Origin of the sequence: Vibrio tarriae, assembly GCF_002216685.1 — a bacterium.
In the GTDB taxonomy this organism is placed as follows: Bacteria; Pseudomonadota; Gammaproteobacteria; order Enterobacterales; family Vibrionaceae; genus Vibrio; species Vibrio tarriae.
Genome location: NZ_CP022353.1, coordinates 809,039 through 832,990 on the forward strand (window position 1 = coordinate 809,039; position 23,952 = coordinate 832,990).

Consider the following 23,952-nt stretch of genomic DNA (forward strand, 5'->3'; position numbering starts at 1 on the left):
ATTTATTTTAGGGATATAAGACTATGAGCTACCAAGAAAAAAATGCAATGTCGCCCATTTTTGACGCACTCGTACCTATGGTGGTTGAACAAACCTCTCGTGGTGAGCGTTCATACGACATCTATTCTCGCTTACTGAAAGAGCGAGTGATTTTCTTAACCGGGCAAGTAGAAGATCACATGGCAAACCTTGTCGTGGCTCAACTGCTTTTCTTAGAATCTGAAAACCCTGATAAAGATATTTTCCTCTACATCAACTCACCCGGTGGCAGTGTCACTGCAGGGATGTCAATTTACGACACCATGCAATTCATTAAACCCAATGTGAGCACAGTATGTATGGGGCAAGCCTGTTCAATGGGCGCTTTCTTGCTTGCTGGTGGTGCACCGGGCAAGCGTTATGTACTGCCGAATTCTCGAGTGATGATTCACCAACCACTGGGTGGATTCCAAGGCCAAGCCTCTGATATTCAAATTCATGCTCAAGAAATTCTGACCATTAAAAACAAACTGAACCGTTTGTTGGCAGAGCACACAGGCCAGCCACTTGAAGTGATTGAGCGTGATACCGATCGTGATAACTTCATGTCGGCAGATCAAGCAGTGGAATACGGTTTGGTGGATGCGGTGCTGAAACACCGTGGCGAGTAAGCTCGTAATTGTATAACGCAATTTTGATTGAATTGTTATACACTCAAACCAAAGTGAGTAAAGGCTAAGAGGTTAGCGAATGACAGATAAAAGCAAAGAGGGCGGTAGTAGTAAACTGCTGTACTGCTCTTTCTGTGGCAAAAGCCAGCACGAAGTTCGCAAACTGATCGCAGGTCCGTCCGTGTATATTTGTGATGAGTGCGTTGATTTATGCAACGACATCATCCGCGAAGAGATCAAAGATGTTCTGCCAAAAAAGGAATCAGCGGCGTTGCCGACGCCAAGAAAGATTCGTGAACATCTCGACGATTATGTGATTGGTCAAGAACACGCCAAAAAAGTGCTAGCCGTTGCGGTATATAACCACTACAAGCGTTTACGTAATGGTGATACGACTAGCGAAGGCGTTGAGCTGGGCAAAAGTAACATTTTGCTGATTGGCCCAACGGGTAGCGGTAAAACACTACTGGCTGAAACGCTGGCGCGTTTGCTGGATGTGCCATTTACCATGGCGGATGCGACCACATTAACCGAAGCGGGTTATGTGGGCGAAGATGTAGAAAATATCATTCAAAAGCTGCTGCAAAAGTGCGATTACGATGTTGCAAAAGCGGAGCGTGGTATCGTCTATATCGATGAGATTGATAAAATTTCTCGTAAGTCTGAAAACCCATCCATCACACGTGACGTGTCGGGTGAAGGGGTTCAGCAAGCGCTGTTAAAACTGATTGAAGGTACCGTTGCTTCAGTTCCACCACAAGGTGGCCGTAAGCATCCACAGCAAGAATTCTTGCAAGTGGACACCTCGAAAATCCTGTTTATCTGTGGAGGCGCGTTTGCAGGCCTAGATAAAGTGATTGAACAGCGTGTTGCGACGGGTACTGGTATCGGTTTTGGTGCAGATGTGCGTTCTAAAGACAACAGCAAAACCTTAAGTGAGCTGTTTACTCAGGTTGAACCTGAAGATTTGGTGAAATACGGTTTGATCCCAGAGTTCATTGGTCGTCTGCCTGTGACGGCAACGCTGACTGAACTGGATGAAGCGGCATTGATTCAAATTCTGTGTGAACCAAAGAATGCACTGACCAAACAGTATGCGGCGTTGTTTGAACTGGAAAACGTTGATCTGGAGTTTCGTGAAGATGCGCTGAAAGCGATTGCCGCCAAAGCGATGAAACGCAAAACCGGTGCACGTGGTCTACGTTCAATCCTTGAAGCGGTTCTACTAGAAACCATGTACGAACTGCCTTCGATGGAAGAGGTCAGCAAGGTGGTGATTGACGAATCTGTGATCAACGGAGAGTCCGCACCGCTACTGATTTACAGCGCTAATGAGAGCCAAGCCGCTGGTGCGGAGTAATCTCAAGCAACAAAAAATAACGAGGAGGTATTCAATACCTCCTTTTTTTTATTCTGTCATTGAATCCAGTTAGTTAGCCCCCATATACTGCGTAACAAATGCAAAGCGGAAGAGAGAAAAATATGAACTTGGAGCGTTCCGAGCGTATCGAGATCCCCGTACTACCCCTGCGCGATGTGGTTGTCTATCCACACATGGTCATTCCTTTGTTTGTTGGCCGAGAAAAATCGATCCAGTGCCTTGAAGCGGCGATGGATAACAACAAGCAAGTCTTGTTAGTCGCGCAAAAGAAAGCGGAAACCGATGAGCCGAAAGTTGCCGACTTATTTGAAGTCGGTACGGTAGCGACTATCTTACAACTGCTGAAACTTCCCGATGGCACAGTAAAAGTGCTGGTCGAAGGCCAGCAGCGCGCCAAAATCACTCAATTCTATGAAGAAGAGTATTTCTTTGCCGATGCCGAGTACTTGGTTACCCCAGAGCTGGATGAACGTGAACAAGAAGTTGTGGTTCGCAGTGCGATTAACCAGTTTGAAGGCTTTATCAAACTCAACAAAAAAATCCCGCCTGAGGTACTCACTTCACTGAACGGGATTGATGAAGCCGCACGTTTAGCAGACACGATTGCCGCGCACATGCCGCTGAAATTGGTCGATAAACAGAAAGTGCTTGAACTGCTGGATGTCAGTGAACGTTTAGAGTTCTTAATGGGGCAGATGGAGTCTGAAATCGATCTGCTGCAGGTTGAGAAGCGCATCCGCACCCGCGTTAAAAAGCAGATGGAAAAGTCACAGCGCGAGTACTATCTGAATGAACAAATGAAAGCGATTCAGAAAGAATTAGGCGAGATGGATGACGCGCCTGACGAATTTGAAACGCTGAAAAAGAAAATCGAAGAGTCGAAGATGCCAAAAGAGGCACGCGACAAAGCAGAGCAAGAGCTGCATAAGCTGAAAATGATGTCGCCGATGTCAGCAGAAGCAACGGTAGTGCGTAGCTACATCGATTGGATGGTCAATGTTCCGTGGACTAAGCGCAGCAAGGTGAAAAAAGATCTCTCTAAAGCAGAAGAGATCCTCAATGCTGACCACTACGGCTTAGAGCGGGTCAAAGAGCGTATTTTGGAATATCTCGCCGTGCAAAGTCGTATCAATAAGCTTAAAGGTCCAATCCTATGCTTAGTGGGGCCTCCGGGTGTGGGTAAAACCTCACTGGGTCGCTCGATTGCCGCTGCGACTGGGCGTCAGTATGTGCGTATGGCGCTGGGGGGCGTGCGTGATGAAGCGGAAATTCGTGGTCACCGCCGCACCTACATTGGCTCTATGCCGGGTAAGCTTATTCAAAAGATGGCGAAAGTCGGGGTGAAAAACCCACTCTTCTTACTCGATGAAATCGACAAGATGTCATCGGATATGCGTGGTGATCCGGCTTCTGCACTGCTAGAGGTGCTTGACCCTGAGCAAAACAACTCGTTTAACGATCACTACCTAGAAGTGGATTATGACCTGTCGGACGTGATGTTCGTTGCGACTTCAAACTCGATGAACATTCCAGGCCCATTACTAGACCGTATGGAAGTGATTCGTTTATCGGGGTACACCGAAGATGAAAAACTCAATATTGCCAAAGACCATCTGGTCAGTAAGCAAGTTGAGCGTAACGGCCTCAAGCCAAGTGAGATCGTGATTGAAGATTCTGCGATTGTCGGCATCATTCGCTATTACACTCGTGAAGCGGGCGTGCGTGGTCTGGAGCGAGAAATCTCAAAGATCTGTCGTAAAGCCGTGAAGAAAATTCTGCTCGATAAAGGCGTGAAAACCGTTGTTGTAAATCAACAAAACTTAAAAGAGTTTTTAGGTGTACAACGCTTTGACTACGGTAAAGCGGAAGAGAGCAACCGTATTGGTCAAGTGAATGGCCTCGCGTGGACGGAAGTGGGCGGTGATTTACTGACCATCGAAACCCAATCGATGCCGGGTAAAGGTAAACTTACCCAAACCGGTTCATTGGGTGATGTGATGCAAGAGTCGATTCAAGCGGCGATGACGGTGGTGCGCTCTCGTGCAGAAAAATTGGGCATCAACCCTGATTTCTATGAGAAAAAAGATATCCATGTCCATGTCCCTGAAGGTGCGACACCTAAAGATGGCCCAAGTGCGGGTATCGCCATGTGTACAGCGCTGGTTTCTAGTTTGACCGGTAACCCAGTCAAAGCGGAAGTCGCCATGACCGGTGAAATCACTCTGCGTGGTGAAGTATTACCGATTGGTGGTTTGAAAGAGAAATTGCTGGCAGCACATCGCGGTGGCATCAAAACGGTGCTGATCCCGAAAGATAATGAGCGCGATCTGGAGGAGATCCCAGATAACGTGATCGCCGATCTGCAAGTACTTCCAGTGCAGTGGATTGACGAGGTGCTCAAAGTTGCCTTGGAGCAAGACCCGACAGGGGTTAGCTTTGAGAGCAAAAAGAGTGATGCATAGCAAAAATAAGTAAATCTTTACGCTGATAGGTCTAAAAAGGCTTGTCAGCGTTTTTTTTTGAAGGCTAACGTTACTGTCAATAGCTTCTAGCCCTGATGCAACAAGGCTTTAGGCTAGTTTTAAACTTTAATGGAACGAAATCGGCACCGATAAAATAATAAAGGGTGACCAAAGGGGAATCACAGTGAATAAGACACAACTAGTAGAACAAATTGCAGCGAACGCAGATATCTCTAAAGCCTCTGCAGGTCGCGCTCTTGACGCATTCATCGAAGCAGTCAGCGGCACACTACAATCAGGTGACCAAGTGGCACTGGTTGGTTTTGGTACGTTCAGCGTACGTACTCGCGCAGCGCGTACTGGTCGTAACCCAAAAACTGGCGAAGAGATCAAAATCGCTGAAGCGAAAGTGCCTTCATTCAAAGCAGGTAAAGCTCTGAAAGACGCTTGCAACTAATTTGAATGAAGATTTTGCACTTTTCTGCAAAATAAATTCGAACCTTTTGAAATTATGCGCATCCTACTGATGCGCATTTCTTTTTCTGATATTATCGCGCCATTCATTTTGGGCTTACGTGCCTGATATCAACCCCGGAGAGTAGTAGCACTATGATGGATCGATTACGCGAAGGCGTGAACAGCATCGCGGTTAAAATTATCCTTGGATTAATCATCCTGTCTTTCATTTTTGCTGGTGTAGGTAACTACCTGATCAGCGGCGGTAATAACGCGGCCGCTAAAGTCGGCAATGCGGAAATCAGTCGTGGTGATTTTGAGCAAGCCTATCAAAACGAACGTAACCGTATGCAAGCTCAACTGGGCGATTATTTTTCAAACTTGCTGGCGGATCCGGCCTATGTCGCCTCTTTCCGTAAGTCAGTATTAGATCGTATGGTGAACGATTTGCTCTTAGAGCAACATGCAGCGTCACTAGGGCTACGTGTGAGTGATGAGCAAGTTCGCCAATTGATTTTAGAAATCCCACAATTTCAATCTCAAGGCGTATTTGACTCTGCGGCTTACCAAGCGACTCTGCGTCGCGCAGGCTTTACTCCTGAGATGTATGCTGAATACTTACGCAAAGATTTAGTGCGTAATCAATTGATGAGTGCATTGCAGGGAAGTGAATTCAGCCTTTCTGGTGAAGTAAACTTGCAAGACCAATTGATTTCTCAGACACGTGATATTCGTACGATCACCTTATCTCTAGAAGACTTCGCAAAAAAAGTGACGTTGAGCGATGAAGAGATCGATCAATACTACAAAACTAACACCGAGCGTTTTACTCGCCCTGAGCAGGTAAAAGTCTCTTATGTTGAGCTCTCTGCTGATGGACTGAAAGCGCAAGTGAGCGTTGATGATGCGGCAGCGCAGCAGTACTACCAAGAACATTTGGATAAGTACTCTACTGCAGAGCAGCGCAATGTGAGCCATATCCTGATTGAAGGTAATGATGAGCAAAAAGCGCAAGCGATTTTGGATGAACTGAATGCTGGTGCTGATTTTGCGACTTTAGCGAAAGAAAAATCGCAAGATCTCGGCAGTGCAGCAGAGGGCGGCTCACTGGGTTGGATTGAACCTGACACTATGGACCCAGCTTTCGAAGCGGCAGCATTTGCGTTAACTGAGAAGGGCCAAGTTTCGGGTCTTGTAAAGTCTGATTTCGGTTATCACATCATTCGCTTAGACGACATCAAAGCACCTGTGGTGAAGTCATACAGTGAAGTTGAGCAGGCGATCAAACAAGAACTGATTGATCAGCAAGCCCTTGATAGTTTCTATGCTAAGCAGAGTGAACTTGAAAAGATGGCATTTGAACATTCAGACTCTCTGGATGAAGCGGCCAAGGCTATCTCAGCAACGGTTGTGCACACCGATTTTATCTCTGCCGAACAAGCTCCTGAGGTGTTAACCACTCCTGCGGTACTGCAAGCGTTGAAATCACCAGAAGTGAAAGAAGATGGTCTCAACTCTGAAGTGATTGAAGTGGCTCCTGAGCATGTCGTGGTGGTTCGTGTTGAAGAGTTTCGTCCAGAAACTGTGCTACCACTTGATGAAGTCAAATCGCAAGTGGTTGAGCAGCTATCTCGTATGAAAGGTGAACAACAAGCACTTGAACTGGGTAACCAGCTTGTGACTGCGTTGAAAGCGGGTGAAACGGATCTGCTAGCGCAAAAAGGTGTGTCTTTTGGCGAATTACAAATGATCGATCGCAGTTCACCTCTTGCCAACACGGTTTACGCCATGGTGAAACCACAAGAGGGCGAGAAGGTTTATGCCCAAGCGAAAGATTTTGATGGCAATATCGTTGTGATTGAGTTGAGCAAAGTGGAAAGTAAACTGACACCTGCTTACCACGAACAGATCGCTACACAGCTAGAACGTATCGGTTCTCAGCAAGATCTGGCGGGTGTGATCAGTGTGTTGCGTCAAAACACCGATATTGAGTATCACATTGCGACAGAATAAGCATTCTTAGTGTAATTGATATGTTTAAAGAAACGGGCTACAGCAGTAGCCCGTTCTATTTATAAACTGTCGAAATTTCCATCATTTTTCCCCTCGCTATCATAAGCCCTCAACAACCAAAATGAGGGTCTATCATGCAAATCAAAACGAAAATAGTGACACTGTTTCTTTCTCTCTGCCTGCCGACATTACCGTTACTGGCCAATGCCGAGGAAACGGCACCCGCTGCGCAGGTAGAAGAAGGTATTGTGATCACAGTCAACATTAATACCGCTTCTGCAGAAGAACTGGCGACGTTACTCAAAGGCATCGGGCTTAAGAAAGCTCAGGCTATTGTCGATTATCGGGAAGCCAACGGTCCTTTTACTCAAATCGATGATCTGACGAATGTGAAAGGGATTGGTGAAGCGACAGTGCGCAACAATGCCGCAAGGATCTTGTTATAAGCTGCAATCATGTGTCTCGTAATAACTCGGCTTCGGCCGAGTTAATTTTTTAACTCAGTAGCCTTTTTATAGTTAATCAGGACTCTTACCTAGCACCAGAGAGCCTTTGCACTTATAATTCTTCGCCGAAAACGCGGGCGTGACGATTCCAATCGCCTAAAAACAAAAAAGTGGAGAAATACATGTCTTCTCATACGCCAGTGGTTACCGTTGATGGACCTAGCGGTGCAGGTAAAGGCACATTGTGCATGTTGTTGGCTAAAAAACTCGGTTTTCAGCTATTGGATTCTGGCGCGATTTATCGCGTGTTGGCCTTGGCGGCTCTTCATCATGGCGTTGATCTTGAATCTGAAGACGCTCTGGTTCCTCTTGCTACCCATCTTGATGTGCAGTTCATCGCGGAAGGCGACTTAGTGAAAGTCATCCTCGAAGGTGAAGATGTGTCCCGCGAGCTGCGTAAAGAAGAAACGGGGATGGCTGCGTCAAAAGTCGCGGCATTGCCTCGGGTACGTGAAGCGCTGCTGCGCCGTCAACGCGCGTTTGCTAGTGGTATTGGATTAGTTGCAGATGGCCGTGATATGGGCACTGTGGTTTTTCCAGCGGCGGAAGCAAAAATTTTCCTTGATGCGAGTGCGGAAGAAAGAGCCCGTAGACGCTTCAAGCAGTTGCAACTGAAGGGGCTTGATGTTAAATTTGACGCCCTTTTAAGCGAAATTCAGGAAAGAGACGACCGCGACAGAAATCGTGCTGTTGCTCCATTACGTCCTGCTGAAGACGCATTAGTGCTTGATTCAACCACATTGACTATCGATGAAGTGGTGGAACAAGCGCTACAATATATCGAATCTAAGCTAGTGTGAATGGTTCACGCTAGGTAAGAACGTCGGTCGCAAGGATGATGACTGGCGAATTTAATAACCCCACGTGGTAGGACACCCGTGGCCGTTTAATTATTGAAGATTAAATAAATGACTGAATCTTTTGCTCAACTCTTTGAAGAGTTTCTGAACGAGACCCAATTCCAACAAGGTACTATCGTTAAAGGTACTGTAGTAGCAATCGAGAACGGCTACGTTCTGGTTGATGCTGGCCTGAAGTCTGAGTCTGCTATCCCTGCTGAACAATTCAAGAACGCTGCTGGCGAACTAGAAGTTCAAGTCGGTTCTCAAGTAGACGTAGCTCTGGACGCGGTTGAAGATGGTTTCGGCGAAACTCAACTTTCTCGTGAGAAAGCGAAGCGCCATGAAGCTTGGATCGTACTTGAAAAAGCTTACGAAGAAGCTGCAACTGTTATCGGTATCATTAACGGTAAAGTTAAAGGTGGTTTCACTGTTGAACTGAACGGTATCCGTGCGTTCCTGCCAGGTTCTCTGGTTGACGTACGTCCAATCCGTGACACTGCTCACCTAGAAAACAAAGAGCTAGAGTTCAAAGTTATCAAGCTAGACCAGAAGCGTAACAACGTTGTTGTTTCTCGTCGTGCAGTTATCGAATCTGAAAGCAGCGTAGAGCGTGATGAACTGCTTGAAACTCTGCAAGAAGGTACTGAAGTTAAAGGTATCGTTAAGAACCTGACTGACTACGGTGCGTTCGTTGATCTGGGCGGCGTTGACGGTCTGCTACACATCACTGACATGGCTTGGAAGCGCGTTAAGCATCCATCAGAAATCGTTAACGTTGGTGACGAGATCCTAGTTAAAGTACTGAAGTTCGATCGTGATCGTACTCGCGTATCTCTAGGTCTGAAACAGCTAGGCGAAGATCCATGGGTAGCAATCGCTAAGCGTTACCCAGAAGGTCACAAACTGTCTGGCCGTGTAACTAACCTGACTGACTACGGCTGCTTCGTTGAAATCGAAGAAGGCGTTGAAGGTCTAGTACACGTTTCTGAAATGGACTGGACGAACAAGAACATCCACCCATCTAAAGTTGTTAATGTTGGCGACGAAGTTGAGGTTATGGTTCTGGATATCGACGAAGAGCGTCGTCGTATCTCTCTAGGCCTGAAACAGTGTAAAGCTAACCCATGGCAATCATTCGCTGAAGCGCAAGCTAAAGGCGACAAAGTAACTGGTAAGATCAAGTCTATCACTGACTTTGGTATCTTCATCGGTCTAGAAGGCGGTATCGACGGTCTGGTTCACCTGTCTGACATCTCTTGGAACGTACCAGGAGAAGAAGCAGTTCGTGAATTCAAGAAAGGCGATGAAATCTCTGCAGTCGTTCTAGCAGTAGACGCTGAGCGTGAGCGTATTTCTCTGGGCATCAAGCAAATGGAAAACGATCCATTCAACGCTTATGTTTCAGACAACAAGAAAGGTGCTCTGGTTAACGGTACTGTAACTGCAGTTGACGCGAAAGGCGCAACCATCGAGCTAGAAGACGGCGTTGAAGGTTACATCCGCGCTTCTGAAGTATCACGTGACCGTATCGAAGATGCAACGCTGATCCTGAACGTTGGTGACAAAGTTGAAGCGAAATTTACTGGTGTTGACCGTAAAAACCGCGTAATCAACCTGTCTATCAAAGCGAAAGATGAAGCTGAAGAGCAAGAAGTAATGGCAACTCTGAACAAGCAAGATGAAGCTGCGTTCGGTAATGCTATGGCTGACGCTTTCAAAGCAGCGAAAGGCGAATAATAGCCAAACGCGAATAGACAAAAGGAGCCGCAAGGCTCCTTTTTTGTTGTCATCCATAAACCACAGTTTTTAGCGGTAGTGCTTGTGGTAATCTTATGATCGCCACCTAAGATTAAACATGAGCAGTTGCCAAAAAGCCGCATAACGTTCACTCTTAGAAATAAAACAGTAAACCTAATGTAAGATCTCGCCCAACGTCGAGTTCTTTTTCTACAATGTAAATCAAGTGTTTGTTGGAATTGATATTACTGACTATAATTGAGCAGTAACAACTCGAAGAGGGAAACTATGACTAAGTCCGAACTGATAGAAAGACTCTGTGCCGAACAAACGCACTTGTCTGCGAAAGAGATCGAAGATGCGGTAAAAAATATCCTTGAGCATATGGCCTCTACGTTAGAAGCGGGGGAGCGCATCGAGATTCGTGGTTTCGGTAGCTTTTCCTTACACTATCGTGAGCCGCGTGTTGGGCGTAATCCTAAGACTGGCGATAAGGTTGAGTTGGAAGGTAAGTACGTTCCACATTTCAAACCAGGCAAGGAACTACGCGAACGCGTTAACTTGTAATCTGAGTAAAGTTTGTTCACACGAGCGGCATGCTAATCCAGCGTGCCGCTTTTTTATATCAGCATGGCTATTAGCCGTGGTTTGTCGCGCCGTTTTCCTGCATAATCGGTGTGCCAATTTGTGAAAAGGTAATGACTTATGAAAATTATAAAGATAGTCGCCGTACTCGCTCTTTTCTTAATCGCATTAGCATTAGGCTCGCAAAACCAATCGGTTGTGGTATTTAACTACTTGCTAGCGCAAGGTGAGTTTCATTTATCGACCTTACTGGGTACGGTTTTTATTGTCGGCTTTGCTTGTGCAGCGATTCTTTTCGGTGGTATGCATTTCAAGTCGCAACTGAGAATTCGCAAACTTACCAAACAGTTAAAATTGGCCAATCAGCAATCCGCACCTGAAACGAAAGTACATAGCGGATAAGGCTGTTTTCGATGTTAGAAATACTGTTCTTGTTATTGCCTATCGCCGCCGCCTACGGCTGGTACATGGGGCATCGTAGCGCCCAGCAAGACAAGCAGAAACAATCGCACCAAATTTCGCGTCAATACGTGACAGGTTTGAACCTCTTACTCTCCGATCAATCGGATAAAGCGGTTGATCACTTTATCGAATTATTGCAAGTCGATAATGAAACCATTGATACCCATCTAGCACTCGGTAACCTTTTCCGGTCTCGTGGCGAAGTGGATCGCGCTATTCGTATTCACCAAAACCTTATCTCTCGCTCTGGGTTGACCATAGACCAGAAAAACTTGGCGCTGCAGCAGTTAGCTAAGGACTATATGGTGTCCGGTTTTCTTGATCGTGCTGAGAAAATATTTGAACAACTGATTGATGAGCCTGAGCATCGTGAATCCGCTCTCCAGCAGCTCACGGCAATTTATCAACAGACTCGTGAGTGGCACAAAGCGATTGAGTGTGCCACCGCTTTGGTTAAGCTTGGGCGCAAACGTATGAAGGTGAACATTGCGCATTTCTACTGCGAGCTGGCCATGCTTGAAAAGGCGGACAGTAACGATAACAAAGCCATTCAACTGTTTAAAAAAGCATTACAAGAAGATCCGAAATGTGTACGTGCAACTATTTCACTCGGTAAACTCTACCTACAAAATGAAGACTATCAGAAGACTATTGACCATCTAGAGATGATTCTTGAGCAAGATATCGATTTTATCGGTGAAGTGCTCAATACGTTGGCTGAGTGTTACCACCATTTGGGGCGAGAGCAAGATTTGATCACCTTCTTACGTCGCTGTATTGCCAATAAAGCGGGGGTATCGGCCGAATTAATGCTCGCTCAGCTGGTTGCACAGCATGAAGGTATTGCCGCTGCACAAGAGATCTTAACTCGTCAGTTGGTTAAAAATCCTACTATGAAAGGCTTTTACCGGTTGATTGATTACCATATTGCCGAAGCGGAAGAGGGCAGAGCCAAAGCCAGTCTCTCTACTTTACAACGCTTAGTGGGTGAACAGCTTAAAGTAAAACCCCATTACCGTTGTCGTAAATGTGGCTTTTCGACCCATTCACTTTATTGGCATTGCCCATCATGTAAAAACTGGGGTTCAATCAAGCCAATCAGAGGCTTAGATGGTGAGTAATTAAAAAATCAACAGTATGACGCAGCTATTTATGGCTGCTTTTTTTTAACTCGATATACAGATTAGGAGAAACGATGAACGACCCAAAAGTGATTGTTGCACTGGACTATGACAATCTGGCGGATGCGCTCGTGTTTGTGGACAAAATTGACCCAAGCACATGTCGACTCAAAGTGGGTAAAGAGATGTTTACTCTATTTGGTCCTGATTTTGTCCGTGAACTGCATAAACGAGGTTTTTCTGTGTTTCTGGATCTGAAATTTCACGATATTCCGAATACCTGTTCAAAAGCGGTGAAAGCTGCCGCAGAGCTTGGGGTGTGGATGGTGAATGTGCACGCGAGTGGTGGCGAACGAATGATGGCAGCATCGCGTGAGATTCTGGAGCCGTATGGTAAAGATCGCCCACTGCTGATTGGTGTCACTGTATTGACCAGTATGGAATCTGCCGATTTACAAGGTATTGGCATCTTGAGTGCGCCACAAGATCATGTGCTGCGATTAGCAACGCTCACTAAAAATGCTGGTCTTGATGGTGTGGTATGCTCCGCACAAGAGGCATCACTATTGAAGCAACGTTTAGGGCGTGAATTCAAACTGGTGACACCAGGAATTCGTCCAGCGGGTTCAGAGCAAGGCGATCAACGCCGCATTATGACTCCAGCCCAAGCCATTGCCTCTGGTTCCGATTATCTCGTGATCGGTCGCCCTATCACTCAAGTCGCACATCCTGAAGTGGTTCTGGAAGAGATAAATCAGTCATTAGTTTAGTGACATACCAATGAAGAAATGCGATTGATATTTTGATGTCAGTCGCATTTTTATTTAATGCAAAAAAGGTCACAGAATCATACTTATGCATTTTCTATGAATGACATCTCTTTTATTTATGCTGAAAATAATTATAACAGTAGTGAATAAATCTTTGTTAAACGTTTACCTAGCTTATCTTGTCATCCCATCGCTGAATTTATAGTCTATGTTTCGATTAAATATGCATTTTATAGATGTTGATTCGGTTAAATTGTTGCAAATTAGCATTTGATATTACACTAAAAATTTGTATTAAATACGCACCTAAAGAATGACTTCTCGATCTTCTTAAAGTTGCAGTCTGAGCAACTCACAATTTGGTGACCGTACTGGAAGCTTACGGTCTTGATAACTTATTTATTACAGCATGGAGTACGCTTGTAAGTGTTATCGTATATATTGCGAAGATTGGTTCTAATTGTGCCAACCTTCTTAGGAATTACTATTCTTATTTTTACTATCACTCGCTTTGTGCCGGGAGGCCCGGTTGAACGAATGTTAGCCAATATGCAGTCTATGTCTGATAGTGCTAGTTATTCGAATGTGAGCGAAAGTAATGCTTTATCTGATGATCAAATCGCACAGCTCAATGCATTTTATGGGCTAGATAAACCTATTCTTGAAGCCTATTTTGATTGGCTAAGCAAAATAATTACTCTTGATTTTGGTGAGTCTACTCGTTATTACGAACCTGTTCTTGACATGATTCAAGAACGATTACCTGTTTCCCTATTTTATGGTGGAATGACATTTTTCATTAGCTATTTTATTTCAATTCCATTGGGATATTACAAAGCGATCAAGCATGGCTCTGTTTTTGATTCTGCTTCCTCGATTATGATCTTTGTCGGTTACGCATTGCCAGGCTATGTTGTGGGGGTTTTTCTGATCACAGTATTCTCCTACCATCTAGAATGGTTCCCTATGGGGGGCTTTGTAGGCGATGACTTCTCCGACTATGAGACATTTTCTGAGCAGTTTAAGGATATTATGTGGCACGCCATATTGCCGCTTATTTGTTATTTGATTGGTGACTTTGCAACATTAACGATGACTATGAAAAATAGCTTAATGGAGAATTTGTCTGCGGATTATATTCGTACCGCGATTGCGAAAGGTTTGCCATTTAATAAAGCGGTAAGAAAGCATGCTTTACAAAATAGTTTGATTCCGGTCGCAAGTCATTTTGGAAACTCCCTGTTGTTTTTTATGACAGGTTCGTTCCTTATTGAAGTGATATTTAATATCGATGGAATTGGATTGCTTGGTTATGAATCGATTATGGAACGAGATTATCCGGTTGTTATGGGGATTGTCGCAATTAACGCAGTGATGTTAATGGTTGGAAATATCTTGTCTGATTTGTGTGTAGCAGCAACTGACCCACGAGTAAGGTTTGGTGAGTAATGATAACAATCAGCCCATTAACCAGAAAAAAGCTCAGAGCGTTTAAAGAAATTAAACGTGGCTATTGGTCATTCATTTTTCTTACTATTTTATTGACTCTTTCATTATTTTCGGAAGTTTTTATTAACAGCCGTGCTTTAGTGGTGAAATACCAAGGTGAGTGGTATTTCCCAGTAGTCAGTAGTGTGTACTCTGGAACAGAATTTGGTTTGGGGTATGCGAGTGAAGCTGACTATCGACAGTTGAAAATGTTGTTTGAACAAGAAGGTGGAGAGAATTTTGTTGTTTTGCCTTTAGTGCCTTGGAACCCTTATGAACAGGACTTCAGTGGTGAGTTTCCACCGTTAGCGCCTGATTTTGAAAAACAGCATTATCTCGGTACTGATGTGATAGGGCGGGATGTATTAGCTCGCTTAGTATACGGCTTTCGTACTGCAATGGGCTTTGCTTTAATAACCATGGCCATCTCGTATGCGATTGGTACAGTGGTCGGCTGTGCGATGGGCTTCTTTGGTGGCCGTTTTGACCTGTTTGCGCAACGTGTGATTGAGGTTTGGTCTATGGTGCCATTCCTTTATGTCATCATGATCTTAGTCTCCATCACGCAACCTACTTTTGTGCTATTTGTGGCGATTAACGTCTTGTTTGGTTGGATTGGGATCACTTGGTACATGAGAACCATGACGTATAAAGAATCTGCACGTGAGTATGTAACAGCGGCACGAGCGCTCGGTGCATCGACGGCAAGAATTTTATTCCATCATATTTTGCCGAATACGATGGTGATGATTGTGACACTGGCACCGTTTACGATTGCTGCCAATATCACGGCACTGACTGCGTTAGATTATTTAGGGCTAGGCTTAATGCCGCCAACACCAAGTTGGGGCGAATTATTACAACAAGGAAAATCGAATCTTGATGCACCTTGGATTGTTGCTTCGGTCGTCACCGCAATTGTTTCTGTATTGGTGATGGTAACGTTTATTGGTGAAGCAATTCGAGCGGCGTTTGATCCGAAGAAATACACACGTTACGTGTGATAGACAGGAAAGAATAGGGACATTTAAGATGAAAAAACTCTTTATTGCATCAGCTATTGCCGCAGCGAGCACCAGCCTGTATGCGGCCTCGTTGCCGAGTAACTTGCAATGGCAAACCAATTGGGATGAGCCAGTTTTCGCATCAGCAGAGGCGAAACGAGGCGGAACTTATCGCACTCATTTATTGAGCTTTCCTCAAACCTTGCGCAGTGTTGGCCCAGACTCAAACTCAGGGCTGAGAGGCTATTTCCTTGATGATGTTCCTGCGTTGGTGGCGAAACATCCTGATACGTTAGAGTGGATCCCACAGCTGGCTAATGAATGGGCATTTGCGGGTGACAATAAGACGGTTTACTTCAAACTTAATCCACAAGCCAAGTGGTCTGATGGTGAACCAGTCACCGCTGACGATTTTGTCTTCATGCTCAAATTTTACCGTTCACCTGACATCGTTGCGCCTTGGTATAACGAGTATTACACCACGGTGATTGAGGATGTGTTCAAAATTGATGATTACACGTTCGCAGCCGTGAGTAAGGTAGAGAAAAACCAAGAAGACCTGCTCTATACCTTGGGTTCTCTGGTCCCTCGTCCTGAGCATTTTTATGCCAATTCCAAGAAAGATGAGAACAAAGACGGTATTGATGATGATTTCGTGCGCCGTTATAACTTTGAAGGTGAACCAACCACGAATGCCTATTACCTTGACGAGGTGAAAAAGGGCAAAAGCATCACTTTTAAGCATGTGGGAGATGATTGGTGGGGTTATAGCAACCGCTATTATCAGCACCGCTTTAACGTGGATAAAATTAGGTTGACGATTATTCGTGATGAAGACATTGCACTAAAGCATTTTGAAAAAGGTTCATTGGATGCTTTCAACATGATTTTACCTGCGCTTTGGCATGAAAAGGCGAATGGTGATCTCTACGAGAAAGGCTACATTCACAAGTTCTGGGGCTATAACCAGATGCCACAAGGTGCAGGTGGTTTATGGATGAATGTTTCCATGCCTCTGCTTGGTGATGTCAATGTGCGCAAAGGGATAACGTATGCGACTGATTTCGATGGCATGATCGAAAAAATCACTCGTGGAGACTATTCGCGTAAGCCACATGCGATGGGTTTTGGCCATGGTGGCTATGATTTACCAAACCCTCAGCCACCGCGCTTTGAACCAGAAAAAGCCATTAAGCATTTTGAGGCTGCTGGATTTAACACAATTGGTGCTGACGGTATTCGTGTCAATGCCAAAGGTGAACGCCTTTCTTTTGCAATTACTTATGGTGTGAGTTCATGGACGCCAAGGATTGCTTATTTGAAAGAGCAAGCTAAGCAAGCTGGGCTTGAATTTACCTTGAACTTGGTCGATGGGTCCTCTGCTTTTAAATACATTCTCGAGAAAAAACATGAGTTGGCTTTCGTGAATATGGGCACATCAGATGTTCCGGCGTACTGGGAATATTTCCACTCGGTTAACGCGAATAAAGCGCAAACCAACAACCATACTAACTACAGTTCACCTGAGCTAGATGGTTTGATTGAGCAATACAAAATTGAATTCGATGTTCAGAAGAAACAATCGTTTTCGCATCAAATTCAGCAAGTGATTACTGATGCCTATGTGATTGTGCCAGGGTATATGGTGACTTATGCGCGTGAAGCACATTGGCGTTGGATTAAGTTTCCTAATGATCCGATGACCAAGCGAACACAAGCTTTGTTCCCTGTTGATCGTGAAATAGGTCTGCACACCTTTTGGATAGATCCTGAAGTGAAGCAAGAGACCGAGAAAGCGATGAAAGATGGTAAAGTTTTTGAGCCAGTTACCGTTCTTGATCTGAAGTATAAGCTGTAATCTGCAGGAAGTTAGCCATGAGTGAGGAAGTGCTGCTGAGTGTTAAGCAGCTTGAAACGGAATTTTTGACTGACAACGGTTCTGTAAAAATTCTGCACGGAGTGAGTTTTGACGTCAAAAAAGGACGAACACTTGGTTTAGTGGGTGAGTCGGGTTGTGGGAAAAGCGTCACCGCAATGTCAATCATGGGGCTACTACCTAAACCCTATGGTCGAGTTATTGGTGGAGAGATCCTCTATCGCGGAAAAGACTTGGTGAAACTACCACCTAAAGAGATGTATGCGATGCGTGGCGATCGTATCTCGATCATTTTTCAAGATCCGATGACTGCACTCAACCCTGTCCATACCGTAGGTAAACAATTGATGGAAGCTCTGGCCTTACATAGGCCAGAGCTTAACCGCTCAGCTCTGCGTCAACATGCATTGGAGATGCTGGAAAAAGTGCGTATTCCTATGGCAGATAAGCGTATTGATGAGTATCCTCACAATCTTTCTGGTGGTATGCGTCAGCGCGTTATGATTGCTATGGCATTGGCCTGTAAGCCAGAAGTATTGATTTGTGATGAGCCAACAACAGCATTAGATGTTACCGTCCAGGCATCTATTTTGGAACTGATTCAGGATTTACAGCAAGAAACGGGGATGGCGGTGATCTTTATTACCCATGATTTAGGTGTAGTTGCAGAAGTGTGCGATGAGGTCGTGGTGATGTATGCAGGGAAAGTCGTAGAGCATGCAGATGTGTTTGATTTGTTTGATCGCCCACAACACCCTTATACCGAAAGATTAATGAGTTTAATGCCCAGTTTAGAGCATACACCTAAGCAGTTGATCCCAATTAAACCGATTGATTCACAGCTGTTTCCGGAGTTTAAGGGGTAACTATGCAAACACTACTCAAAATTGAAAACCTTAAGCAGCATTTTATCTCAGGTAAAAAACTGTTTCGGCGCGGTTACGTAATCAAGGCAGTAGATGGTGTCTCATTTTCACTCCAACCAGGGGAGACACTAGGGCTTGTTGGCGAGTCTGGCTGTGGTAAAAGCACTTTAGGGCGTACGATTCTTAAACTGTTTGAGCCAACGGAAGGGAAGATCTATTTTGAAGGGCAAGATATTACCCAATTCTCACCTAAAGCAATGCGTTCGCTGCGTAAAGAAATGCAAATTGTTTTTCAAGATCCGCTAGAGTCGCTTAACCAACGCCATACCATCGGGATGATTTTGGAAGAGCCGTTCATTATCCACGGAGTCGGTAATGCTCAAGAGCGTAAAAAATGGGTTTTAGAACTGCTTGAAAAAGTAGGGTTGCCAGCTAATGCTGTTGAGCGATATCCTCATGAATTTTCTGGCGGCCAACGTCAACGAATTGGGATTGCGCGAGCGATTGCATTAAAACCCAAACTGTTGATCTGTGATGAATCAGTTTCTGCGCTTGATGTGTCGGTCCAAGCTCAAATTATTAATCTGCTGTTGACATTGCAGCAGCAAATGAACTTAGCGATTATTTTTATTTCGCATGATCTGTCTGTTGTTAAGCAGGTTTCCGATAATATTGCCGTTATGTATTTCGGAAAAATTGTTGAGTATGGCAATGTGTTAGAGGTCTATAACAACCCTAAGAATGACTATACCAAGAAATTACTTTCTGCTATTCCAATAACACATCCTAAATATAGGAGAAAGGGAGATCCCACTCGGAAATCATCTTTAATAGATGTGTAATCAATCTACGGCTTATTTTCTGTTTGCTGCATATGTATAAACTATAGCAATAATAATATTTAAATTTCAGGTGTGGATAGTCATCTACGCTTGGGGTGATGTTCGGTAGTTAATATTATTCTACTGAGCATCAAAATTTGTTCAGTTTAGGACTGAATGCTTTTTGGAAGTTAACTATGCACAACATAAAAAAGTGTAGGGTCAATCCTATTTCATTTTTAGTTGTTAGCCTTTTTTCTGCAGCCGCAGTGTCTGCAGGAGGAGAAGCAACAAATCAAAATAGTGATCTGACTTTAAACGAAGACCAGCAGTGTCTCATTTGTCAGTTGTCTGGTTCAGCCTCTTTGGCTTACGACAGCAACCTTTATGACAAAGATGACTACCGCTCCGTCCGTAATTTGTCATGGAATGGCACTCTAAATTATCCTGTGTCGGAACAGCTGCGAGCCTATATTACAGGTGGTGGCTACCGAGTCTTTCAGGATAAAACAGGGACTTATGTGACAGATACTGTCGTCGGTTTAAACTACTCTAATCTCTTCACTTTCGGTGAAACAGGGCGCTTAGGGCTTGGTGGACAATTGACGATTCCTACCTCAGAAACGTCTCGTGATACCGAGCTTTATACCGCTTTTCGGCTTTCTATGCCGGTGAGTTTTAAAATGCTTGGTGGCCATTACTCCGTATCGCCAAGACTTCGGAAAAACTTCTATAAATACCAAACTATGAATGGACGTGTATTAACAGAATGGGTTTATTCTGTTTCTGCTGATGTTAATTATCAATTTGATAAATTGACATTGGGTATGTCTTTGTTGGGTGGTAATGGTACGAGTTATAAAGGAAATCGGAGCCGAGAATTTACCTATGCGGCTTCAGTTTATAGCAACTATCAAATTTCTGATTCATGGTCGGCGTCATTTACTGTATCTAGCGCAGGTTTTTATAGTGATGCAGAGCGCGGAACATTGGGAAATTTAGACTTATTTGATACGGATAAGGCGAGTTATATCGCACAACTGACGTACTCATTCTAGGAAATTAATATAAGGAAGTAGACAATGCAATTTAAGCGTATTGCGTTGGCATCTGCTATTACCAGTATTCTGGCTGGTTGTGGTGCAGATGATCAACCCTATGAATATTTATCAAAACCAAGCAGTTCATACTCTAGAGATCAAGTTAAAACGGATCAAGTGTATCTCTATATGCCTTCGATGGCTCATGCCCCCCGCTATGCGGGTTCAATGGCCCCATTCATGCAAGGGCAGGAAAAGTTAGTGACGGTTGCTTTTGAGGCCAATAACGACAGTGCAAAATCGGGTGAGCTTAAAGTTCGCATGATTAGCCCTGATGTCATTAGCCAAGGTGAAATTGATTCTAAAGCATTAGGACGATGGATCGAAAGAGCCGATGACCAAAGCCTTGTACTTTCAATTCCGGTTGATTACGTTGACTATCAGTGTAAAGAAAACGATTACAACGAATGTACCAATAAAGAAGAGAAAGTTGATAACAACGAAGTGCCTTGGCATAAGCGCTCGTATTTTGAACCTGATTTCACAAAAACCACGGTTGCAGAAGCAACAATAAGCGATTTGCTGACATTTTCTAATGGCTGTTATACCAAAGTGGGTTCGCCACGTTTGGCGAATGACACACAAACAGGCTGGAAAGGCTATGAAATCACGAACGATGGCGTGCTCAACTTTGAGCTGATGCAAGATTACCGTGTTACCAATAGCTGGAACTGTATGATCAACGCTTTGACAGAAAGTGATTTTAATTTTGACAATCTGACTTTCAGCGTATCGCAATTTTATTCATTAGTGCCTTTGGACTTGGTTCGTTCTCCATCACCCACCTCGACAGCGGTGCGCAATAGTGACAAGGGGATTTATGATCCAGTCATTTATTTGAAAGGGGATGAAGATAAATTTGGTTTCTTCGCCAATGAAGTGGGCAGACCCGATCCTTCTTATGTAGAAGATCAGTTTGATCAGACGTTCAAATACCTGCATCGTTTTAACCCGAACCAGCCTTATATCGATTATCACTTGTCAGACAGCTTCAATCAAAATGCAGAAACGCTGTTCTTCAAGCAAGTGACCAAAGAGGTAATTGAGCGCATCAACCCGCAACTGGCCAAAGTGGGTGTGCCACAAATTCGACTGCATGAACCGAGTGGTAAACAGTCGGGTGATTTACGCTACAACGTAATCAATCTGATTGATGAGCCATTGGATAACGGTTTGGCAGGTTATGGTCCTTCTGCGGTCAACCCTTTAACGGGTGAAATCGTGCATGCACACGTCAACCAATACTCAGGTGTTCTACGTTCTGGTGCTGATTGGATGTGGGATCGTATGGCGCAAGACTACAACAAAGGTCGTGTAACACCTGTTGAGGCGGAGCCAGTACAAGTTGATTCACCAGCCACTACGCCCAATGCTTCTGCAAGCAGTACAGACGTGATTCATTACGAGCTCCAGCAAAATGTTCCAGCACTCGATCTGCCCCAAGAAGAAGTTATTCCTGAGCAGCCTCAGCAATTTGAGACACTGGCAGATGTAATTAACGGCGTTGCACAGCAAATGGCGTCTGTTGATGATGATTTGTCTTATGAACAGATATCCGCGCTACGTGAATTAGAGACTCGTCTGTGGGCTGAGAACAACATGTACCCAGTTTCCGAGTTACGTGTAGGTGCAACGGTTAAATCGCTACCCTCTTCCTTAGGTGGAATGACCTTTAATTTCCAAGATAAAGAACTTTGGAAAGATGGCCAAGTTGGTGTGGTTGGCAACTTAAAATCATGGAACGAGTTGACTGAGAAGCAACAAGATGACCTCGGTTTATACATAACAGGGGTGTTTTACGCTAAAACTCTGGTGCATGAATTAGGTCACAATTTCGGTTTACGTCATAACTTCAAGGGAAGTAATGACTCCAGTAACTACTTCAAGCAGACAGAGCTGGCTGAACATGGGCTGCGTACCGTTCCTGGCTACTCGTCTATCATGGATTATAACCCTTCCGTGATGAATGCGTTGCCTGTGTTTGGTCCGTATGATTTGGCTGCGTTGCGCTTCGGTTATAAACGGCAAGTAGAAGCAACTAAAACGGTTGTCAATCCTGACAACACTCAGAGCGTCAATCAGGTCTTCCTGAATGCAGGCATGTTTGATACCCAGCTTCGTGACGAAGTCCTCAATCCATTTGTGGCACCTTCTCAGAATGTTGCGAATGGTACTATTCAAGCTTTAGTCGAAAAATTTGATGATCAACCGATTCGTCAATTCAAATATTGTACCGATGGACACGTAAGTTCGAATAGCGATTGTAACCGCTTCGATGAAGGTCGTAATTTAGATGAGATCATGACTTTTAAAATCGAATCGTATGACGATATTTATTACAAGCGTACGCTTCGTGAAATGAAGAAGGATTTTACTGAGTATACAGCTGTCGACTCAACCTTGAATCGATTAAGCCAGTTCATGGATTGGCGTAACAAGCTACAAGATCTGGACCGTACACAAGAGATTGGTCCTCTACTCTTTGATATCACAGGGCGGTTTGATGTTTCAACTTCGATGGCCTTACCGTTTTATCAAAAATCATTCTGTAATAAAGAAAGCAACGCTGCACATTGGGCATTTGATTACCTGTGTGGAGCACCTCGAGCTGTTAACAGTGCGCGTAGTAAGTTAATCAGCATTCTGATGGAGCCAGATCATACCTGTGAATTGGTCGATGCCGATGGGAAGGTTACTTATCGTAAGTTGGAGGATGTCTTCAGTACAAATCGCAACAACTTTGCGATAAACCACGTACCAACCAGCTGTTATGATGAAGGTGTACTGAAATCCTTGGGTAGCACTGTGACAGTCACAGGTGAGGTTGGTAAGTTCCTTAATAGTGGTAAAGCACCTCGTACTGCCCCAGTCAATGCTTACAGTGGCTATATTGATTATATGGGGCATTGGCCGGATAAGCTGGCAGCAGCAGCAACCTTGGCAAATCGTGTCGGTCGCATTAGCATCACTGAGAGATCAACTCTATCGTTAATTGAATTACCAAGATTTTTTGAAACGGATAGCCTCAGAATTCACTACCCTGGACAGCTGTTGCTAGACAGCCTGATATTGGGTACGGAAACGATGACACTCAATTTCAAGAATGCGGAAGGACGTTATGCTGCACCTAAGGGAGAATTCACATTCTACTCATGGGATGACATGATTGATCCGCTGCCTGTGTACACTCGCAAAACGATACTCAATCAATTTGGTTTACCACGCTACGGCGAGATTCGTTTGAACAAAGCTATCTTGACCGCTATGGTAGTGAACTCGATTGGTGATAGCGTTGACCAGCGTGATGAAGTGTTTGCTCGCGAAATCACTATGCGTAGTGAGCCCGCTCCGGTCGCTATGGATAAGCAAAGAACCTTTGTACGTAGCAACGGCTCTACTTATTATGCGACCAGTGCTAACACCTACGCTTGGAAGATGATTGGCTTTACGCAAGATTATAAAGCGCTGCTCGCTCGTGAAGCGGAAATAGCACTAGATCCAGCGAAAACGTACGATGATGTTGTGTTAACAACCATTAAGCTAGCCGATTTCCAAGATGCGGAAAAACGCAAAAATCTGGAAAAGCAGTATCGCTACCAATTGCAATCACTACAGTATTTACCGATTTACAATCGTACATCGTATCTACGTGATGACTTAGCGGCACACTAAGCTGCTAAAAAAGAGCATAAGTCTACCTCGTTGGTAGGCTTATGTTTTAAGTTCTAAGTCATTTATCGCGTAGATGAGAAATATAAACGGCTTTGTTGCGTAATTCGGTCAGAGAACCAAAATGCCTGCAATTGAGTAGT

General features: G+C 44.4%; 19 protein-coding genes. All 19 read left to right on the top strand.

Annotation, left to right across the window (positions count from 1 at the left end):
• Window positions 1-23 precede the first annotated feature (23 nt).
• The 19 genes from clpP (at window position 24) to CEQ48_RS09470 (ending at window position 23,812) form a co-directional block, all read left to right on the top strand.
• On the top strand, window positions 24-650 hold the full coding sequence (gene clpP, locus CEQ48_RS09380; RefSeq protein WP_000121679.1) for an ATP-dependent Clp endopeptidase proteolytic subunit ClpP: 627 nt from the start codon (window positions 24-26) through the stop codon (window positions 648-650).
• Window positions 651-729: 79 nt separating this feature from the next.
• Entirely contained in the window at window positions 730-2,010 is a 1,281-nt protein-coding gene (clpX, locus tag CEQ48_RS09385) for an ATP-dependent protease ATP-binding subunit ClpX (RefSeq protein ID WP_000130332.1), read from the top strand.
• 122 nt (window positions 2,011-2,132) lie between these two features.
• Window positions 2,133-4,493 (top strand): endopeptidase La, encoded by a 2,361-nt coding sequence (lon, locus tag CEQ48_RS09390; RefSeq protein ID WP_089071056.1) that lies wholly within the window; start codon window positions 2,133-2,135, stop codon window positions 4,491-4,493.
• A 184-nt stretch (window positions 4,494-4,677) separates the two neighbouring features.
• Window positions 4,678-4,950, top strand: a complete 273-nt coding sequence (locus CEQ48_RS09395; protein WP_001044516.1) for an HU family DNA-binding protein — start codon at window positions 4,678-4,680, stop codon at window positions 4,948-4,950.
• Between the two features lie 152 nt (window positions 4,951-5,102).
• Window positions 5,103-6,962: a peptidylprolyl isomerase gene (gene ppiD / locus CEQ48_RS09400; protein WP_089071057.1), complete on the top strand. Its 1,860-nt coding sequence runs from the start codon at window positions 5,103-5,105 to the stop codon at window positions 6,960-6,962.
• Between the two features lie 134 nt (window positions 6,963-7,096).
• A complete protein-coding gene (locus tag CEQ48_RS09405) occupies window positions 7,097-7,408 on the top strand; it encodes a ComEA family DNA-binding protein (RefSeq protein ID WP_001166106.1) in 312 nt (103 codons plus the stop codon).
• A gap of 182 nt (window positions 7,409-7,590) precedes the next feature.
• Complete coding sequence (gene cmk, locus CEQ48_RS09410) at window positions 7,591-8,268, top strand: (d)CMP kinase (protein WP_000094752.1); 678 nt, start codon at window positions 7,591-7,593, stop codon at window positions 8,266-8,268.
• A gap of 108 nt (window positions 8,269-8,376) precedes the next feature.
• Window positions 8,377-10,047: a 30S ribosomal protein S1 gene (rpsA, locus tag CEQ48_RS09415; RefSeq protein ID WP_089071058.1), complete on the top strand. Its 1,671-nt coding sequence runs from the start codon at window positions 8,377-8,379 to the stop codon at window positions 10,045-10,047.
• 288 nt (window positions 10,048-10,335) lie between these two features.
• Window positions 10,336-10,614 (top strand): integration host factor subunit beta, encoded by a 279-nt coding sequence (ihfB, locus tag CEQ48_RS09420; protein WP_000167341.1) that lies wholly within the window; start codon window positions 10,336-10,338, stop codon window positions 10,612-10,614.
• Between the two features lie 138 nt (window positions 10,615-10,752).
• Window positions 10,753-11,034: a LapA family protein gene (locus tag CEQ48_RS09425; protein ID WP_000691492.1), complete on the top strand. Its 282-nt coding sequence runs from the start codon at window positions 10,753-10,755 to the stop codon at window positions 11,032-11,034.
• An 11-nt stretch (window positions 11,035-11,045) separates the two neighbouring features.
• A complete protein-coding gene (gene lapB, locus CEQ48_RS09430; protein WP_089071059.1) occupies window positions 11,046-12,215 on the top strand; it encodes a lipopolysaccharide assembly protein LapB in 1,170 nt (389 codons plus the stop codon).
• A 74-nt stretch (window positions 12,216-12,289) separates the two neighbouring features.
• On the top strand, window positions 12,290-12,985 hold the full coding sequence (pyrF, locus tag CEQ48_RS09435; protein ID WP_089071060.1) for an orotidine-5'-phosphate decarboxylase: 696 nt from the start codon (window positions 12,290-12,292) through the stop codon (window positions 12,983-12,985).
• 426 nt (window positions 12,986-13,411) lie between these two features.
• Window positions 13,412-14,434: an ABC transporter permease subunit gene (locus tag CEQ48_RS09440; protein ID WP_089071061.1), complete on the top strand. Its 1,023-nt coding sequence runs from the start codon at window positions 13,412-13,414 to the stop codon at window positions 14,432-14,434.
• Window positions 14,434-15,477 carry an ABC transporter permease gene (locus CEQ48_RS09445; RefSeq protein WP_089071062.1) on the top strand — a complete coding sequence of 348 codons (1,044 nt, stop codon included), beginning with the start codon at window positions 14,434-14,436 and terminating at the stop codon, window positions 15,475-15,477. Before CEQ48_RS09440 ends, CEQ48_RS09445 begins: the two co-directional genes overlap by 1 nt.
• Before the next feature lie 28 nt (window positions 15,478-15,505).
• A complete protein-coding gene (locus tag CEQ48_RS09450; RefSeq protein ID WP_089071063.1) occupies window positions 15,506-17,335 on the top strand; it encodes an extracellular solute-binding protein in 1,830 nt (609 codons plus the stop codon).
• A gap of 17 nt (window positions 17,336-17,352) precedes the next feature.
• Complete coding sequence (locus tag CEQ48_RS09455) at window positions 17,353-18,219, top strand: ABC transporter ATP-binding protein (protein WP_089071064.1); 867 nt, start codon at window positions 17,353-17,355, stop codon at window positions 18,217-18,219.
• A gap of 2 nt (window positions 18,220-18,221) precedes the next feature.
• On the top strand, window positions 18,222-19,061 hold the full coding sequence (locus CEQ48_RS09460; protein WP_089071065.1) for an ABC transporter ATP-binding protein: 840 nt from the start codon (window positions 18,222-18,224) through the stop codon (window positions 19,059-19,061).
• Between the two features lie 176 nt (window positions 19,062-19,237).
• The gene (locus CEQ48_RS09465; RefSeq protein WP_089071066.1) at window positions 19,238-20,098 is read left to right on the top strand and encodes a hypothetical protein; all 861 of its coding nucleotides are present in this window, start codon (window positions 19,238-19,240) and stop codon (window positions 20,096-20,098) included.
• 24 nt (window positions 20,099-20,122) lie between these two features.
• Entirely contained in the window at window positions 20,123-23,812 is a 3,690-nt protein-coding gene (locus CEQ48_RS09470; protein WP_089071067.1) for a zinc-dependent metalloprotease, read from the top strand.
• Window positions 23,813-23,952 lie beyond the last annotated feature (140 nt).

Bases quoted from the DNA above. Each gene is read 5' to 3' on its own strand.
- clpP (WP_000121679.1), top strand. From the start codon at position 24: ATGAGCTACCAAGAAAAAAATGCAATGTCGCCCATTTTTGACGCACTC.
- clpX (WP_000130332.1), top strand. From the start codon at position 730: ATGACAGATAAAAGCAAAGAGGGCGGTAGTAGTAAACTGCTGTACTGC.
- lon (WP_089071056.1), top strand. From the start codon at position 2,133: ATGAACTTGGAGCGTTCCGAGCGTATCGAGATCCCCGTACTACCCCTG.
- ppiD (WP_089071057.1), top strand. From the start codon at position 5,103: ATGATGGATCGATTACGCGAAGGCGTGAACAGCATCGCGGTTAAAATT.
- CEQ48_RS09405 (WP_001166106.1), top strand. From the start codon at position 7,097: ATGCAAATCAAAACGAAAATAGTGACACTGTTTCTTTCTCTCTGCCTG.
- cmk (WP_000094752.1), top strand. From the start codon at position 7,591: ATGTCTTCTCATACGCCAGTGGTTACCGTTGATGGACCTAGCGGTGCA.
- rpsA (WP_089071058.1), top strand. From the start codon at position 8,377: ATGACTGAATCTTTTGCTCAACTCTTTGAAGAGTTTCTGAACGAGACC.
- ihfB (WP_000167341.1), top strand. From the start codon at position 10,336: ATGACTAAGTCCGAACTGATAGAAAGACTCTGTGCCGAACAAACGCAC.
- CEQ48_RS09425 (WP_000691492.1), top strand. From the start codon at position 10,753: ATGAAAATTATAAAGATAGTCGCCGTACTCGCTCTTTTCTTAATCGCA.
- lapB (WP_089071059.1), top strand. From the start codon at position 11,046: ATGTTAGAAATACTGTTCTTGTTATTGCCTATCGCCGCCGCCTACGGC.
- pyrF (WP_089071060.1), top strand. From the start codon at position 12,290: ATGAACGACCCAAAAGTGATTGTTGCACTGGACTATGACAATCTGGCG.
- CEQ48_RS09445 (WP_089071062.1), top strand. From the start codon at position 14,434: ATGATAACAATCAGCCCATTAACCAGAAAAAAGCTCAGAGCGTTTAAA.
- CEQ48_RS09450 (WP_089071063.1), top strand. From the start codon at position 15,506: ATGAAAAAACTCTTTATTGCATCAGCTATTGCCGCAGCGAGCACCAGC.
- CEQ48_RS09455 (WP_089071064.1), top strand. From the start codon at position 17,353: ATGAGTGAGGAAGTGCTGCTGAGTGTTAAGCAGCTTGAAACGGAATTT.
- CEQ48_RS09460 (WP_089071065.1), top strand. From the start codon at position 18,222: ATGCAAACACTACTCAAAATTGAAAACCTTAAGCAGCATTTTATCTCA.
- CEQ48_RS09465 (WP_089071066.1), top strand. From the start codon at position 19,238: ATGCACAACATAAAAAAGTGTAGGGTCAATCCTATTTCATTTTTAGTT.
- CEQ48_RS09470 (WP_089071067.1), top strand. From the start codon at position 20,123: ATGCAATTTAAGCGTATTGCGTTGGCATCTGCTATTACCAGTATTCTG.